We start from the raw sequence: 14,399 nt of genomic DNA, 5'->3' as shown, positions 1-14,399 counted from the left end.
TTTAATTGTTTTTAAAAGTTAATGCTTGCATAAATACTGTAATTTCTTTTAGGCATGAAGTAAAATGCTACCGTTTCGTAAACTGTATTAGTAATGTTATTCACTCTTAATCCTATAGTGTATTTTTTTGCTATGGTTGCCGAAGCTCCTGCGTTCATCACAAAATACGGATAGATCGCATATTTTTTACTTTCATCAGAAGTAGTATAAGTCAGCCCGTTAAATAATCCCTGTGCATATATTTTTACAACATCATATTCATAATCTATATTGGCAGAAAGCTTATGCAGCGGGACATACATGAGCTGGTTCTGTGTTTCCATATCAGTAGATTTTGCGTAGACATAACCTGCGGCTAATCTCAATTGATGATGATTCAGTTTTTTTTGATACGTCAATTGTGATTCTAAACCGTAAGATTCTACCTTTCTGGTGTTAAATGCAGACCAGTAGCCAAAAGGTGTTGGAAGCCAACGGATCATTTGGTCGATTTTCATGTAATAAGGACTCACTTTCAACGTGAAATCTGAGACTTTAAACTCATGAGTCATATCTGTTTGGATAGAGGTTTCTGGTTTCAGGTTGAGATTTCCGCCTGGTTCCCAGTATAAGTCATTAAATGATGGAAATCTGAAATTTCTTGAAAAATTAAGTGTAAGGCTATACCATTTGTTCGTATTCCATTTCCCTGAAAAAGAATACAAAAACGGTGAATCTATATCTTCTACAAAATCCTGTTTTACCCCGGCTTCAAAAGAAAGTGTAGGCGAAGCGAAATATCTTAATAACCCTGCAGCAGAGCCAATATTTCTACTTACATCACCAATTCCGGATTTATATCCTTCCCCTTCGTTATGCTGAAATTCTCCAATGATATTAAGATTCAATTTTGGAATGATAAAGAAATTAAAATCATTTTTTATAATATAATTTTTACCTTTTCCTCCGCTGGTTTTCTGAGCTTTTTCAATCCCGAAATACTGGAAATTTTCTTCCGTGTAAGCTGCTTTCAGGCTGTTGGATGTTTTTTTATGATTGAAATCCCAGGCGAGCAAACTTCTAATAGTCTGCGATTCATACTTTGTACGGTTTCCTTTATTTTCAAAAACAGGATAATTTTGTACAGCGTCATACCATTGGCTTTGCCAAGAGATTATATTTTTTCTTGAAATCCTGTATGAAGTTCCGAGGTTGAAAGTAGTATTGTAAAATTTTCCGTTTCGGTTGATGTAATTTTCTTCCTCCACCTGATAATTGTTTTCACTGATCAGATAATTACCGGAAACTTTAAAACTGAAACGATCATTGCTGAAAGATCCTTTTGCTAAATTATTGTAGGTGTTAAACGAACCAGCTTCAGTATGAATTATTCCGTGAAAACCTTTGTTAAAGTTCAGTTCATTATTTAGGTGAATACTTCCTCCAATAGCACCACTTCCGTAAATGACACTTCCGCCGCCGGATTTTATTTCCATTTGGTCATATCCGAAAAGTGCAATATTATTTACATCCCCTTGTCCGAGAAACTGAGAATTAATGTTGATCCCGTTCCATACAAAAGCAGTCTGCTGTGCAGTCGTTCCTCTGAATGAAGGTGAAGAAACAGCTCCACGACCATTTTCTTTAATGTAAACGGGAGACTGAAACCTTAAAACTTCAGATAAATTGGAAGAATTTTTTTGAATATCTGATGCACTTAAAGTAGTAACCTCATGAAAAAGTTTAGCCTTTTTCATTTGGTTATCAAAAATGTAAACCGTATCAATTGGGGTTTCCTGACCGAAATACAGGTCTAAACAGAAAAACGCAGAAACGAGAACGAATGATTTCTTTAAACTCATAATACATTTGCCTTTCCTCCGAAAGCAATTTTTTTTATGTTTAAATTCTGGCAGGTCTCCTGACTTTCGTTTTTCTGCACCTTCCCGTTGTTCACAGTGGTTTTTACAGAAAATTTTTGTACGATTTACAGTTGCGGGGACAGTTTGGGATTTTCACCCAATTCCCTCTTAGTTCCAATCTCTTGGAAACCAAAATTTTTTGCAAAGATAAGTTTTTAAATGAATCTGACAAATGGAGCACTTCAGACATCAAAGAGTTTTTTAGTCATCAAACTTAAATCAAGAATCATTATTAAATTTATGATTTTAATAATGATTGATCATAATTGCTTATTTTGCGTTAAGTTAAATAGCATGATTAATAACAGTAAATATTTTAATACTCGTTCTAATCAAATTAAATTTTGAAGAATTAAATAAACACCTATGGAAAATTATCTAGAGATCAACAAAAACTCATGGAATGCCAAAGTAGAAACACATCTTCAATCTGATTTTTATTTTGTTGGTGAGTTTATAAAAGGACGTACTTCTTTAAATCCTATAGAACTGGAACTGTTGGGTGATCTTAACGGTAAATCAGTTTTACATCTTCAATGCCATTTCGGACAGGATTCTATTTCACTTTCAAGAATGGGAGCAAAAGTGACCGCGGTAGATCTTTCCGATAAAGCCATTGAGGCGGGAATAAGTCTGGCTGAAAAATGTAAAGAAAAGGTTGAATTTATTTGTTCTGATATTTACAATCTACCAAATGTTTTAAATAAAAAATTTGATATTGTTTTTACCAGTTATGGAACCATTGGCTGGCTTCCTGATCTTGAAAAATGGGCAAATGTAGTTTCACACTTTTTGAAACCAGACGGATATTTTATCATGGCTGAGTTTCATCCTGTCGTTTGGATGTACGATGATGATTTTACAGAAGTATCTTATAATTATTTTAATGAAAAACCAATCTCAGAGACCTATGAAGGGACCTACGCAGATTTTTCAGCAGACATTGTTCAGGATTATGTGATGTGGAATCATTCTTTATCTGAAGTTTTGCAGAATTTAATCAGTAAAAATATAGAAATTCAAAATTTTAAAGAGTTCGACTGGTCTCCTTATCCATGTTTCAAGGATATTGAAGAATTTGAAAAAGGAAAATGGCGCACCAAAAAATTTGGGAACAGAATTCCGATGGTTTATTCTATTAAAGCACAAAAAAAGCCATCGTAATGATGACTTTTTCTGTATATGAATGTTTTGAATAATATATATATATGTTGCCGGTTAAATATTGGAAGCCGTATCTTCTACTTTCGTTTTGGCTTCATCCATTTTATTTTGTGCCTGAGAGACAACTTCATTCGCTTTATCTTTCAGGTCATTTCCCCATTTGTTGATATTGTCTTTTGCATTGTTGATTTTATCTTTTACAACCTGTTGTTGTTCTGGAGTAGATTTTTTATACTTCCAATAAGCTAATGCACCCAATCCTAATAATGCTAAAAGACCACTTGTTTTATTTCCCATGATTTCTGATTTTTAAAATGTTATAATATTAAATTTGTTAATATTAAGTATGTAAAATACGTGCCAAAAAATCAGGAGTTAGTAATAAAAATATGTTAAATTTTATTTAAAAACCTCAAAATCAGTTCCGTCGAAACTTGCGAAAACCATGGTAGGATAAGAGTCCTGATGAAAAATATTTCCGTTTTTATCAATGGCAATAGCACCTGCGAAACCATCAATAGTTTTTAATTCAGAAAAAGTTTTATTAAAAGCTTCCTGTATATTAAAACCATCTGTTACTCTGGTTACGATTTTAGCAGCAGTTGCGTTGCTTACAATATCTTCACCTACTCCTGTGCAGCTTACAGCACAAAATTCATTAGCATAATTTCCGGCTACAGTAGCAGAATCTGAGATTCTTCCGGGAATTTCAAACCCTTTTCCGCCCGTTGAGGTAGCAACAGCCAATCTACCTTGTTTATCCAAAGCTACACAGCCCACAGTTCCTTTTCCGCCATTTTGAAGTTTAGCTTCATATTCATTTCTGCGTTGAGGAATTTCTGTAGAAAAATTGTCAAAACCATGTTCGGAAGCATATTTTTTGGCTCCGCTTCCACCCAAAACTCTGTCATCCTCTTTCATCAGTTCCTGAGCAACAAAAACAGGGTTTTTTACATCCTGAATATTGATTACACCACTCATTTTCTGGGTATTTCCATCCATTAAAGCAGCACTCATCCTGATGATGCCGTCACTCTGAATCTGCGAACCGATTCCAGCATTATATAATTCATCATCTTCTAAAAGCGAAACAGCATAGGAAACAGTTTCAACTGCAGAATGATTTTGTAAATACTGATAAGCCTTTTCTATAATACTTTTCAATGAATTCTGCTTGGCAGTTTTTGTATCTTTGCTTTGATCGCTTTCAGAGAAAAATCCGCCGTGTATGATGATTTTCATAATTTGGTTAGATAAATGTTTATGTTTGTGGAATTGGGTTAAACTGAGAATTTTCAATCGTTAATGTTTTTGTCTTCAGGTCATAGTGATCATTCATAGACATTACGTGAACGGTAAGGTTATCAATTGAAATAGGTTCTCCCAGATTGATATTGGTGAGATTGGTATCTTTAATGAATCTTCCATCGACAATGATCACAAGTCCAGATCCAACTGCAGTCATCACGTCGTTATGAATAAAAAGACCAGTGTCTTCCCCAAGACCGATTCCCAGAGTTCTAGGATTGCTTACCACAGCCTGAAAAAGTCTTCCTATTCTTCCTCTCTGAACAAAATGAGTATCTACAATCACATTATCAATAAGACCTAATCCCTGCGTTGTCTTTATTTCTCCTTTCAGTAAGGCTTCAGAACTGCTTCCCTGATATATCATGTTTTCAGAAGCTGCTGCTGCTCCTGCAGAAGTTCCGGAATAGATAAAATCCTGCTCCTGATATTTCAGTAAAATAGCATCGTGAAATCTTGTTCCTCCGAGAATAGATGTCAGTCTGAGCTGATCACCGCCTGTAAACATTACCACATCTGCTGCATTGGCTCTCGCTACAATAGCATCGGAATTGGCTTCTTCACGATTGTAGATATCCAGAATATTTACATTTTTAGCTCCCAAAAATTCAAAAGCTTTTTTGTATTCTGCTCCTACAATTTGCGGAATTTGCGAAGCAGTAGTTACCACTTCAATAATAGAATTTTCTTTGTTTTTAGATTCAGTAATGATTTTTCTTAGAATTCCTCTCTCAAAAAAGTTAAGATTTTTTTCAACATTCTGATCGTAATCTGTTTCGGTAAAGCTGCCCTTATTCACAGCTCCGCCGATAATAATTAATTTTCCAACAGGTTTCATGCTTACAAAAGTAGAAAATTATTCATTGTTGATGAAATTTAATGAAGCTTTTTAAAGTAATTAGTTTGATTTTAAAGATCTTAACGAGTAAATATTTTTTTTCATAAATCTTCAATAGAGGTGCGTATTTTTTTCATGTTTTGCATTATCTTTGATTTGAAATGATGTATTTATTAATTAAAAAAAATTATTTGAACTAAACTATGAAAATTGAAAAAATACAGGCGCTTCGCGGTCCGAATATCTGGAGTATAAGAAGAAAAAAACTAATCCAGATGAGACTGGATCTTGAGGAAATGGAAAATTTTCCTACTAATAAAATTGATGGCTTTAGAGAAAGAATTGAAGAGCTTTTGCCTTCACTCATTAGCCATCGCTGTTCAGAAGGAGTAAGGGGCGGATTTTTCCATAGAATAGAAACCGGAACCTGGATGGGACATGTTATTGAACATATTGCTCTCGAAATTCAGACGCTTGCAGGGATGGATACCGGCTTTGGACGAACAAGAGAAACAAAAACTCCCGGTGTTTATAATGTTGTATTTGACTATATTGAAGAAAACGCTGGGATTTATGCTGCCGAACAATCTGTAGCAATAGCTGAAGCACTGATTGAGAATAAAGAATACGATATCAACGCCTGTATTCAAACGCTTAAAGAAATCAGAGAACGTGTAAGACTGGGACCTTCTACGGGAAGCATTGTAGAAGAAGCAGTTTCTAGAAAAATTCCATGGATAAGATTGGGAAGCAATTCATTAGTACAATTGGGATACGGTGTTAATCAACAGCGTTTTCAGGCAACAATCACAGGGAAAACCAGTTCAATTGCCGTTGATATTGCCTGCAATAAAGAGCTTACAAAGAGAATGCTTCACGATGCTGCCATTCCTGTTCCGATGGGAGATTTAGTAGTAGATGAAGATCAACTAAGAAATGTTATCAAAAAAATTGATTTTCCTATAGTTATTAAGCCTTTAGACGGTAATCACGGAAAGGGTTCTTCTATCAATATAAGTGATTTTGAATCTGCACTAATAGGTTTGGAACATGCACAAAAATATTCTAAAAAAGTAATTGTTGAAAAGTATATCACGGGTTACGACTTCAGAGTTTTGGTTATCAATAATAAAATGGTGGCTGCAGCAAGAAGGGTTCCTGCTCATGTGGTCGGAGATGGTGAATCTAACATACAAATGCTTATCGACAAAGAAAACCAGGATCCCAGAAGAGGTTACGGACATGAAAATGTTTTAACGGAAATCAATGTTGATAAAGATACAATGGAATTACTGGAAAAGCTTCAGTATACTTTAGAAACAATTCCTCAAAAAGGAGAAGTGGTTTATTTAAAATCTACAGCCAATCTTTCTACAGGCGGAACTTCCATTGATGTAACCGACATGGTGCATCCTGAAAATATTACAATGGCTGAAAGAATATCCAAAATTATCGGACTTGATGTCTGCGGAATTGATATCATGGCAGAAAATCTAACTCAGCCATTGAAAGAGAGTGGTGGTGCTATTATTGAAGTCAACGCTGCGCCAGGTTTCAGAATGCACTTAGCACCGAGCGAAGGGCTTCCGAGAAATGTGGCAGCTCCTGTTGTTGATATGCTGTATCCACAGGGAAAACCTTTTACTATTCCTATTATTGCAGTAACAGGAACCAACGGAAAAACAACTACAACCCGACTTATTGCTCATATTGTAAAAAGTAACGGTTATAGAGTAGGCTTCACAACTTCAGACGGAATTTATATTCAGAATACGATGCTGACAAAAGGAGATACGACAGGTCCTATTTCAGCGGAATTTATTCTAAAAGATCCAACGGTGGAATTTGCAGTGCTTGAAACCGCAAGAGGAGGAATTCTTCGTTCAGGTTTGGGTTTCGGGCAGTGTGATATCGGAGTTTTAACCAATATTAAAGAAGATCATTTAGGAATGAATGATATTCATAACCTCAAAGATCTTACAAAAGTAAAAAGAGTAGTTCTGGACAGTGTAAGGAAAAACGGATGGAGTGTAATGAATGCAGATGATGAATATTCTATGCGTATCATTAATGATTTACCAAGCCAGGTAGCTATTTTTAGTTTGGATGAAAATAATGAGCATATCAAAAAATTTGCAAAAGAAGGAAGAACTACCTGCGTTTATGAAGAAGGTTTTGTGACCATCAAAAAAGGCGACTGGAAGATAAGAATAGGCAGGGCTAAAGATTTTCCTATTACGATGGAAGGTAAGGCTAAATTTATGATATCTAATGTTTTAGCAGCAAGTTTGGCATGTTATCTTTATGGCTTTGGAATTGAGGATATTTCCAATTCACTGCGTACTTTTATCCCGAGTGCACAGCTTACACCCGGAAGACTGAATGTCTTTAAATTCAAAAATTTTAAAGTTTTAATAGATTTTGCCCACAATCCTGCGGGTTATGAAGCTATTGAAGATTACCTGAAAAATGTAGAATCTACCAAGAAAATAGGAATCATTTCCGGAGTTGGCGACAGAAGAGACGAAGATATCAAACTCTGTGGAAAGATTGCAGGAAGAATGTTTGATTATATTATCATCCGTAATGAAAAACATTTGCGCGGAAGAACGGAAGATGAGATCAATGGTTTGATTATAGATGGTATTCAGCAATCGGGTAGAGATGTAAGTTATGAGATTATTCCAAAAGAAATTGAAGCGCTGAAACATGCAATGAGTATGGCCGAAGAAGGTACTTTTATTACTGCTTTGAGTGATGTGATTTCGAATGCTATTGATCTGGTACAGGATTATCAGGCAAGAGAACTTTTGGAGGATGATAAATTTTAATAATATTCAATCCCTTTAATAAATTTCGGCGGCATCGAAGATGCCGCCGAAATTTATTTTCAAAATATGATTATTCTTCAGCAAAAAAAGCATTAGAACTTCCAATCCAAATCGCATCTTTTTTATTGAAATCTACATTTACCATGGCTGCTTTCGTCATTCTTCCGAGATTTTCTAACAGAATGGGGCGGTCTTCGTTTTCTCTCCAGATATACAATAAACGGATTTCAGCTTTTGAAAATTCACCGTTGATATCTTCAAAAATCGGTTCGTAGTTTACTTTTCTTTGTAAGATGTAATTTTCTTTATCCTTAATAGCATCGGTTATTTCTTTTGTTGGGTTTAGGTTTACTCCGCTCCCTGCAAATGAAAATAGAGGCTTCAATACAAAATTTTCAAGATTTTCAGTTTCCGGAAATTCATGCAGGAAGTAACTTTTCGGAACAAACTGATGATTCAGCATGGGTAAAAGAAATTTTGAAATTTTAAAAAACCAGTTAGGATGGGTGATCCATTTTACATCTGCCTCTTCACGAAAATCAAATTCAATTTTAAGATCAGGAATTTTATCCAGTTCATCAAAAATTACCCGGTTATAAATGCGTTTGATCTCAGTTTTCTTTCCTTCATTTTCGTAGAACAGTTTTTTGTCTTCTTTTTTTACTTTGGTAAGGCAAACCGTTTTTATTCCTAATAATTTTTCAGTTAAAACAAAATCAATCAATGTTTTTTGTTTTTCAGGAAAAATTTCAAGTAAAATAACATTTTCTGGATGTTCGTCACCGATAATTAATTCTGTTAAATGTTGTTTCAGTTCTTCCGAAGTCATTTTATTTTTGATTTCATAAAGAAAAGGGTAAACTTCACAAAGTGTATCTTCAAAAATTTTCTGAAAAGCATACAAAGAAGGAAATGCCTGAAGTTCTATCAGTTGAGGTTCAATCTTGCCATTCTCACTTCTGCAGATTCCAAAATCTATGGTGAAAAAATGCGGCTGTTTGGTATCGTTAGGTACATTACAGTTTTCAGGAATTGCTTTCTCCAGAATGCCTTCCTGTAAGCTTTTGATTTGGTTGATGATGCTTTCGCTTGCGTCCAAAAGTTTGGCTTCAAATTCTTTAGTCAAAAAGAGAGGGCTTTCTGAAAGACGAAATCCTGCTTCGATGCCGCTTTTTTCTTTGATTAAATTTTTTACCTTTTCGTATTTTTCCTGTGAAAATTCCTGATTAAACAGTTTTCTATATTTTGAAATCATATTCTTTTTCTTTTTTGTGATTTAAAAAATCGAGCAGTGGTGCTCGATTTTCATTGTTTATATTTAATTTTTTCAGACTAAAACTTCATTTTTTTTTAAAATATTCTTTTTTGCTGAACGTAAAAATCTTGGTAAAATCTGAGCTTGTGTCAAAACAATTTTATCTTCATCATTCATCCTGTCAACCGTCTCAAGATATTTTTCCATGCCGTAGTTTTCAATCATTGCTTCCTTGTTTTTTTCGTCCTTAAGATTTTCAATCATTCCTGAAGGATTGGCTTCCGGATGGAACTGGGTTCCGAAAATCTCATCAGAAAAACGAACTGCCATTACTGCTCTTTCCAGATTAATATGCGGCCTGAATTTTTCTATCGCCACAACCTGCATTCCCAATTCTTCAAAACGCTCTGCATCCGGTTCTATAAACTGGTATGCTCTGGAATCTACTGCATAAAAAGGATCCGGAAGATTTTTAAATAAAAATTCGCTTTCGCCTTCCTCTGTTTTATGAACAGGCATTACACCGAAAGAATAAGATTTTCTCTTGCAAATATTGCCCAATTTCCAATGAATGCTTGCCAATTGGAAAGAATGACAAATCAGGAAAAGATATTTTTTGTTTTCGTTTTGAAGGTTATGGTTATACACTGCATCTAAAAAATCTGCAAACTGATCTTCCCATTCATGTCCTTCTTTGTGAGGATTTCCAGGTCCTCCTGAAGAAATAAATACGTCAAAATCTTCTATTGCCGGAATTTCGTTTTTATATCTTACATCAAAAGTCTGAATAGAAATTTCTTCTGTTGACTCTTGCTTAAAAGCTTCCGAAATTTCCTTAATATTTCTAAATCCCTGATTGACATGGTTATTGTTCATATCCAGCAACGCAATTCTTACCTCTGTCATAATTTTAAATTTAGGCAAAGTTATTAAAAAATTACAAAGCAGTTTCGTTGTGAGTGATTCCGTATTCCGTTTCAGAAATCATATAATCAACCACTTTTTTCAGATCTCCTGTTTCCTGATATACTCTAAGCTGCCTGTCGGCTCCTGTTCCGTTTTCCAGTATTTTCCATGCGTATTCTACTTCCTTTCTGCATCCCAGATCATCTACTACATCATCAATAAACTCAAGAAGTTCTTTCAATAGATCAGGATAAGGTACAGATTCTTCTTTGCCGAAATCTATCAGTTTAGAATGAATTCCGTCTTTGGAAGCTCGCCATTTATTTTCATTCAAAAGCAGTCTTCTGTAGCTTCGGAAGCTTAGGTTTTGCTGGTGAAGTTTATAAATTTTTGCTACAAGACTTTGCATGATAGCAGCAAGGCAGACGGTTTCCTCAATCCTTAAAGGCATATCGCAGATTCTGAACTCAATGGTGGGATAGAAAGGGTGAACTCTCAGATCCCACCAGATTTTTTTGGCATTATCAATAGTTCCGGTTTTTACCAATAGATCTACATAGCTGTCAAACTCAGCCAAAGAGTTGAAAAAACTTGGAATACCCGTTCTCGGAAATTTTACAAAAATCTCCTGACGGTAAGATTTAAAACCTGTATTTCTTCCGATCCAGAAAGGTGAATTTACTGAAAGTGCGTAAACATGAGGAAGAAAATAACGCATAACATTCTGAATTCTTACCCCTTCTTCACGGTTTGGAATCCCAATGTGAACATGCAGGCCGAAAATCAGGTTTCCTCTTGCGACATCTCCCATATCATCAACAATTTTGTTATACCTTTCACCGTTGGTAATTGTATTGTGTTCCCAATTGGAAAAAGGATGGGTTCCACCTCCGGATACACGCAGTCCCTGTTCGTGAGCGGTTTTAATAAGATGTCTTCTCAGGTTGGTAAGCTCAGCTTTTGCCTCCTGAATGTTCTGGCAGATTCCGGTTTCCATCTCAATCATAGATTCGTGCATTTCATGCTTTAAGTTTTCACTTAAAACAGATTTTCCGCCCTCAATGATTTTCGAAACATGAGATATTAAATCGCGGCTTTCAACATCAATAATCTGATATTCTTCCTCGATTCCGATAGTAAACTGATGCATTTTTGTGCTTTTTTTATGGTATGATTGGTTTATTTAACTGAGTTTTTTACAAATGTTCCCCAAGAGATATTGGGTTGTCCCGGAACGTATTCTTTAGCTTTTTCAATAGCTAATTTGGCAGCATGCTCTACAATCCATGCAAAATTTTCCTCTCCTACAGAATTTTTATCAGCATCAGGAGCTGGGTTGCAGAAATCAATAGCGTAAGGAATGCCGTCCCTTACAGCAAATTCTACTGTATTAAAGTCATATCCCAAAGCCTGATTCATTTTAAGGGTATAATCATGAATTGTTTTTAGTAATTTTTTCAATTCTTCACCTTCTGTCTGATGTGTTGTAGCATATCTCAAATGATGAGGGTTTCTTGGTTCGTAAGGCATAATGTGTACATATTTTTGTCCTAAACAATACACTCTGTAATAATCCTGAAAGACAATTTCTTCCTGAACCATCATCACCAGTTGCTCGGTTTCGCTTAGTTTTTCCCAAAGATCGTCAGGATTTTCTACTCGGTAAACGCTTTTCCAGCCTCCGCCATCGTGTGGTTTCATATAAGCAGGAAATCCGACATAATTGAATATATAATCCCAGTCATGGGGAAATTTCAGGTTTCTGAAAGAGGTTTCTGAAGTGTTGGTCGGTCTTTCATGAGAAGGTAATAAAACTGTTTTCGGTAAAGGAATTCCCAATTTTGACATCAATGCATTATTGAAAAATTTTTCATCTGCGCTCCACCAAAATGGGTTATTGATGACATAGGTTCCGTTAAGAGCTGCATTTTTTAAATATGCCCTGTAAAAAGGAACATCCTGGGAAATTCTGTCGATAATAACAGCATATCCGTAATCAGCACCCTGTTCAAGTTTATCAATATTTACAGGTTCGGCAATTACTTCTCCGCCTCCCATTTCGTTCACTTTATCAATAAATGCCCAGGGAAAAGTATCTTCCATTCCGAACAAAATTCCTACTTTTTTTGCCATAATTTTATTTTTTTAATGTTTTTATTTTAAGTTTATTTTTAAGAGAAAAAAGTTTCTATGTAATTAGGAAAAGTCATTCTCCATAAAGGCCAGTCGTGGTTGATCCATTTTTTTTCATCATACCAGAAATCTATTCCTTTTGAAGCTAAAATTTCCGCCATTTCAATATTTTTATCTTTACAGATGTCTTCGTCTGAAGTGCTCAGAACAATATGCATATGTTTGTATTTCCATGCTTCATCATTTCTCACAAATTCGCGCGGACAATTAAAATACACCAGCTCATCAGAATATCCGTCCATAAAGTTTCTGATGCTGAATGCACCGGAAAGACAGAATAAATGTGAAACAACATCAGGAAATCTGAAAGCAAAATTAGCAGCATGATAGCCTCCAAAGCTTGCTCCCGCAACAGCAACTCTGTGTGTTTGATGAAGCTTTTGGATGTAAGGAACAAACTCCTGTATTAAGAATTGTACATATTTTTCATAATTTCTGATTCTTTGCTGTGGAGAAATTTTTTCATCATAAAAACTCCATGCATCAATAGTCTGAATATTATAAAGCTTAACTTTCCCCTGTTCTACAAAATAATTGATGCTGCTGTTAAGGTGAAAATCATGGTTTTGGGTATATTGTCCCTGTGAAGTCGGAAACATGATGATCGGATAGCCGTAATGTCCCGTAACTTCTACTTTAAGACTTGTTCCGAGAATATGCGAGTAATAATCAGTGTGTTCTATTTTTGGCATATATAGTTGTAAATAATATTTGATTTTAATAATGACAGAATATCTTGAAGTACAAAAATAATTTTGCTAACTTCTAACTTTTTAGCTTGTCGGTTTGTCTTTAGGAGCAATGATATTAAGAAGTTCTGCATGAATTTTTTCTGCAGTAGTATCAAGTCTTTGCTGAACGATATTGGCATCGGTAGATTTGTAAACGATTCCAACGTGATAATCAATAGGAATGAATTTTACAGCTTCTTCACATTCAAACTCATTGTAATTCGGAGCAAGATCTTTGATTAAAGCGACAATTAATCCTGAATAATAACCGGTAGGTTTAGCTACTTCGTAATCTTTTCCTTTAAGAAGTGCATCTTCTATTTTTGCCCACTCACGCCAGATATTGATGCTGCTTGATGCTTCCACAAGATCTGGAATATGCGCCCCACCTACACGGGACGAAGTTTCAAGGAAATACCATTTTCCGTTTTCTTTACTACGGATAAACTCGGTGTGAGTGGCTCCGTTTTGCAATCCGAAACTTGATAAAACTGTAGCATTAATGTCATCCAAAGCCTTGAATTCTTCTGAGTATCTTCCTAAGGTTTTGGTTCTGAAAACCCCGCCTTCATGTGAAACCTGCATAGGCGGAGCGAGATATTTTGAAGCTGAAGTAAATACAGTTTTTTTATTAAAAGTAAGGCTGTCAACATGATAAACATCACCGGGCTTGAAGCTTTCCAACAGGAATAGGTGTCTTTCTTCGCCCAGTTTGTTAAGCGCTGCCCAGAGTTCTTCCTGAGTTGTTAGTTTTTTGATTCCTGATGCAGAAGCTTCAGATCTTGGCTTTAAAACCCATGGAGCAGGAATTTTTTCAATAAAAATTTTTACTTCCTGATCATTAAAAACAGCTGTAAACTCCGGAACATTGATGCTTGAATCTTTTGCTTTTTGCCTCATGGCAAGTTTATCTCTGAAATAGCGATGGGTAGTTTGTCCCATCCCAGGAATTCGGAAAGTTTCTCTTACCAGAGCAGCTTTTTCTACATCGTAATCATCCAGTGCAATTACAGCATCTATTTTGCGGCTTTTCATCAGGTGAGAAAAGCCTTGTACGAGATGATCAAGATTCCATACCGAAGGTTTTATTTCGGGCATATAGAAAACCTCATCTATTGCGTGCCACGGCCAGTTTTTCTCTTTTAAATTTTCGGATGTTATCAGGATAATCTTATTGCCGAGGTTCTTCATTTCGTCTATAAAATCGTATCCTTTATAGTAGCACGAAATACATACAATGTTTTTCTCCTTCATATAGTGATTTTTAAATTT

General features: G+C 35.4%; 12 protein-coding genes and 1 riboswitch. Of the genes, 2 read left to right on the top strand and 10 right to left on the bottom strand.

The annotated features are described in order from the left end of the window. Positions 1–11: 11 nt before the first annotated feature. Positions 12–1,841, bottom strand: a complete 1,830-nt coding sequence (locus tag FOL89_RS08615) for a TonB-dependent receptor plug domain-containing protein (RefSeq protein WP_144282415.1) — start codon at positions 1,839–1,841, stop codon at positions 12–14. Between the two features lie 32 nt (positions 1,842–1,873). Further along, a riboswitch (cobalamin riboswitch) is annotated at positions 1,874–2,050 on the bottom strand. 217 nt (positions 2,051–2,267) lie between these two features. Here FOL89_RS08615 and FOL89_RS08610 point away from each other — a divergent pair. Next, the gene (locus FOL89_RS08610; protein ID WP_144282414.1) at positions 2,268–3,065 is read left to right on the top strand and encodes a class I SAM-dependent methyltransferase; all 798 of its coding nucleotides are present in this window, start codon (positions 2,268–2,270) and stop codon (positions 3,063–3,065) included. A 54-nt stretch (positions 3,066–3,119) separates the two neighbouring features. Here FOL89_RS08610 and FOL89_RS08605 read toward each other — a convergent pair whose 3' ends face one another. From FOL89_RS08605 to FOL89_RS08595, 3 genes are all read right to left on the bottom strand, one after another. Beyond that, positions 3,120–3,362 (bottom strand): YtxH domain-containing protein, encoded by a 243-nt coding sequence (locus FOL89_RS08605; RefSeq protein ID WP_144282413.1) that lies wholly within the window; start codon positions 3,360–3,362, stop codon positions 3,120–3,122. A gap of 102 nt (positions 3,363–3,464) precedes the next feature. After that, positions 3,465–4,307 (bottom strand): isoaspartyl peptidase/L-asparaginase, encoded by an 843-nt coding sequence (locus tag FOL89_RS08600; RefSeq protein WP_144282412.1) that lies wholly within the window; start codon positions 4,305–4,307, stop codon positions 3,465–3,467. A 19-nt stretch (positions 4,308–4,326) separates the two neighbouring features. Next, positions 4,327–5,211 carry a cyanophycinase gene (locus FOL89_RS08595; RefSeq protein ID WP_144282411.1) on the bottom strand — a complete coding sequence of 295 codons (885 nt, stop codon included), beginning with the start codon at positions 5,209–5,211 and terminating at the stop codon, positions 4,327–4,329. A gap of 203 nt (positions 5,212–5,414) precedes the next feature. Between FOL89_RS08595 and cphA the strand changes: the two genes are divergently transcribed. After that, complete coding sequence (cphA, locus tag FOL89_RS08590) at positions 5,415–8,042, top strand: cyanophycin synthetase (protein WP_144282410.1); 2,628 nt, start codon at positions 5,415–5,417, stop codon at positions 8,040–8,042. Positions 8,043–8,112: 70 nt separating this feature from the next. On the opposite strand, the gene FOL89_RS08585 is transcribed toward cphA, so the two are convergent. The 6 genes from FOL89_RS08585 to FOL89_RS08560 all read right to left on the bottom strand — a co-directional run bounded on the left by FOL89_RS08585 (position 8,113) and on the right by FOL89_RS08560 (position 14,381). Then, entirely contained in the window at positions 8,113–9,297 is a 1,185-nt protein-coding gene (locus FOL89_RS08585) for a hypothetical protein (RefSeq protein WP_144282409.1), read from the bottom strand. A gap of 72 nt (positions 9,298–9,369) precedes the next feature. Further along, positions 9,370–10,203, bottom strand: coding sequence for a type 1 glutamine amidotransferase (locus tag FOL89_RS08580; RefSeq protein WP_185146945.1), 834 nt, complete (start codon positions 10,201–10,203; stop codon positions 9,370–9,372). Between the two features lie 31 nt (positions 10,204–10,234). Then, positions 10,235–11,353: a carboxylate-amine ligase gene (locus FOL89_RS08575; RefSeq protein ID WP_144282408.1), complete on the bottom strand. Its 1,119-nt coding sequence runs from the start codon at positions 11,351–11,353 to the stop codon at positions 10,235–10,237. A 29-nt stretch (positions 11,354–11,382) separates the two neighbouring features. Continuing rightward, positions 11,383–12,336 carry an ATP-grasp domain-containing protein gene (locus tag FOL89_RS08570; protein ID WP_144282407.1) on the bottom strand — a complete coding sequence of 318 codons (954 nt, stop codon included), beginning with the start codon at positions 12,334–12,336 and terminating at the stop codon, positions 11,383–11,385. A gap of 38 nt (positions 12,337–12,374) precedes the next feature. Further along, a complete protein-coding gene (locus tag FOL89_RS08565; RefSeq protein WP_144282406.1) occupies positions 12,375–13,088 on the bottom strand; it encodes an alpha/beta hydrolase-fold protein in 714 nt (237 codons plus the stop codon). An 81-nt stretch (positions 13,089–13,169) separates the two neighbouring features. Next, a complete protein-coding gene (locus FOL89_RS08560) occupies positions 13,170–14,381 on the bottom strand; it encodes an ATP-grasp domain-containing protein (protein ID WP_144282405.1) in 1,212 nt (403 codons plus the stop codon). Positions 14,382–14,399 lie beyond the last annotated feature (18 nt).

This window comes from Chryseobacterium echinoideorum (assembly GCF_007474535.1).
GTDB classification, from domain to species: domain Bacteria; phylum Bacteroidota; class Bacteroidia; order Flavobacteriales; family Weeksellaceae; genus Chryseobacterium; species Chryseobacterium echinoideorum.
This window is presented reverse-complemented; position numbering and strand designations above follow the sequence as displayed.

What these genes read in the sequence shown, in the direction of transcription:
- FOL89_RS08595 (WP_144282411.1), bottom strand. Translation starts at nt 5,211, where the DNA reads ATGAAACCTGTTGGAAAATTAATTATTATCGGCGGAGCTGTGAATAAG.
- FOL89_RS08575 (WP_144282408.1), bottom strand. Translation starts at nt 11,353, where the DNA reads ATGCATCAGTTTACTATCGGAATCGAGGAAGAATATCAGATTATTGAT.
- FOL89_RS08600 (WP_144282412.1), bottom strand. Translation starts at nt 4,307, where the DNA reads ATGAAAATCATCATACACGGCGGATTTTTCTCTGAAAGCGATCAAAGC.
- FOL89_RS08580 (WP_185146945.1), bottom strand. Translation starts at nt 10,203, where the DNA reads ATGACAGAGGTAAGAATTGCGTTGCTGGATATGAACAATAACCATGTC.
- FOL89_RS08610 (WP_144282414.1), top strand. Translation starts at nt 2,268, where the DNA reads ATGGAAAATTATCTAGAGATCAACAAAAACTCATGGAATGCCAAAGTA.
- FOL89_RS08585 (WP_144282409.1), bottom strand. Translation starts at nt 9,297, where the DNA reads ATGATTTCAAAATATAGAAAACTGTTTAATCAGGAATTTTCACAGGAA.
- FOL89_RS08615 (WP_144282415.1), bottom strand. Translation starts at nt 1,841, where the DNA reads ATGAGTTTAAAGAAATCATTCGTTCTCGTTTCTGCGTTTTTCTGTTTA.
- FOL89_RS08560 (WP_144282405.1), bottom strand. Translation starts at nt 14,381, where the DNA reads ATGAAGGAGAAAAACATTGTATGTATTTCGTGCTACTATAAAGGATAC.
- FOL89_RS08565 (WP_144282406.1), bottom strand. Translation starts at nt 13,088, where the DNA reads ATGCCAAAAATAGAACACACTGATTATTACTCGCATATTCTCGGAACA.
- FOL89_RS08570 (WP_144282407.1), bottom strand. Translation starts at nt 12,336, where the DNA reads ATGGCAAAAAAAGTAGGAATTTTGTTCGGAATGGAAGATACTTTTCCC.
- FOL89_RS08605 (WP_144282413.1), bottom strand. Translation starts at nt 3,362, where the DNA reads ATGGGAAATAAAACAAGTGGTCTTTTAGCATTATTAGGATTGGGTGCA.
- cphA (WP_144282410.1), top strand. Translation starts at nt 5,415, where the DNA reads ATGAAAATTGAAAAAATACAGGCGCTTCGCGGTCCGAATATCTGGAGT.